Origin of the sequence: Succinivibrio sp. (genome assembly GCF_045124615.1) — a bacterium.
Lineage (GTDB): Bacteria > Pseudomonadota > Gammaproteobacteria > Enterobacterales > Succinivibrionaceae > Succinivibrio > Succinivibrio faecicola.
In genome coordinates this window covers 1-1689 of record NZ_JBGVMC010000067.1, presented here as the reverse complement: position 1 = coordinate 1689, position 1689 = coordinate 1, and the positions used below count along the sequence as shown (strand labels likewise).

Below are 1689 nucleotides of genomic sequence, written 5' to 3'. Positions count from 1 at the left end.
CTTAATTCCAAGAATGTCAGCAGGGCTATTAGGTTTGACTCTTAGAACAGAGATCCCAGCATCTGTAAGTTTGTAGGAGTAATCTAAGTTGACACCTAGAGGCTCAGTTGAATTTAAATAAATTCCATTACATTTTTGAGTATATGAATTTGCTTCAGCGACTAAGTGGTCGCTGTCGTTATTAAATGGATCGTTATTAAGATCGTTAAATACCTTATATATAGCGTGATCGTTTTTTTCCAAGATATGATCGTTTTTTTCCAAGATAACCTGTGGAAAGTTACTTTTTTTACCAAGATAAAAATCTTGAGAATTTTCCACCTGTGGAAAACTTTCGTTTTTAGAAATATCGTTATTTAGAAGATCTTCACTTGTTGTTGTGCATTTTTTACCAAGATCAGCATCAATCATGCTAATCGATGATCGTTTTTTTCCAAGATTGTCTGAAATCTTGTTTTTGGATGATCGTTTTTTACCAACTTTCTGCACACGTGACAAAATGATGTTCTTCTTTTCATCAGAAGATAAACTTTGAACATCTCTGTCATCTTTAGCTATGCTTGCAATGCGCTTATCAATTAGCTTTTTACAATCATCACTTTCAGTTAGTTTAAAGATTTGTGCATAAGAATTAGCAATAGATGGGTCAAGCTCTACAGATTTAACAGTAAAGATAGATTTTCTATCAGTGCTGTATCTTATAAAGCCTTTTTCAAGAAGTGTATTAAAGGAGTTTCTAATAGTTCTATTAGAAATATTTAGATTAGCCTGTATAGGACTAATACCAGAGTTATCAGTGAAGAAACCTAAGCCAGCTTTAGCAAATACTGAGGTTTTATCAATGATATAAGAGAAAACAAGCAGATCTGAAAAGGACAAATCAAAGTCATCAACCACCTTAAAGATAGTTAAGAATTTTTCAGATGACTCAATTGCTGGAACTTTGATATATCGTTCTGATTGAGTATATTTAACCTGAATTAACTCTTTAGACTCTAAAGTAGATAAGTGACGTCTAATTTGAGATTCATTGAATAGGTAAAAACATCTCTGGAAGAGTTCTGAGGTCTGGTAGCTGATAATACCATTACGTGATCTCCTGCAAAGATTTGTAAGTATGGCTAAGATTACTTTTAAGGTAGGAGTCAATTCTGAGCGTGCATGAGATCTGTATAAAATACCGATAACAGCAAGCTCAAACTGTGCGTTTTCGTTTATTTTAGTACCTTGATTTACGGAAATGATTGAATCATTAGCGCAAACAGGCAATGTATCATTAGCAGCAACAAAAACAGTTGATACTACTGGTGATTGAATAGAAAATTCATTTTTGCGAAGTAAATCACACTTTGTGTTAACTTGTTGATTTAACGCAATATTTGAATTTGATAGATAAGCTAAATTTTGCGAAAAACTAGTGTTTTCCGTAAAGTTTAAGCACGATTTGCGATTGGAGGTTTGAGAATGGTGCTGATACCGAGAATCGAACTCGGGACCTCACCCTTACCAAGGGTGCGCTCTACCAACTGAGCCATATCAGCACTATTAGATAAGCTTGGCAGTAACCTACTCTCACACAAACGTACGTTGCACTACCATCGGCGTAACTGCATTTCACTTCTGTGTTCGGAATGGGAACAGGTGGTTCTACAGCACTATGGCCGCCAAGCATATAGGGTAAAAAAACTT

At 35.0% G+C, this 1689-nt stretch carries 1 protein-coding gene, 1 tRNA gene and 1 rRNA gene; all 3 read right to left on the bottom strand.

Annotation, left to right across the window (positions count from 1 at the left end; genetic code table 11):
- The coding region (locus ACJML3_RS01800; protein WP_406020106.1) for a hypothetical protein at positions 1 to 1269 on the bottom strand (1269 nt) is incomplete at its 3' end.
- Between the two features lie 196 nt (positions 1270 to 1465).
- A tRNA-Thr gene (locus tag ACJML3_RS01795) sits at positions 1466 to 1541 on the bottom strand.
- A gap of 12 nt (positions 1542 to 1553) precedes the next feature.
- Positions 1554 to 1669 (bottom strand): 5S ribosomal RNA (gene rrf / locus ACJML3_RS01790).
- Positions 1670 to 1689 lie beyond the last annotated feature (20 nt).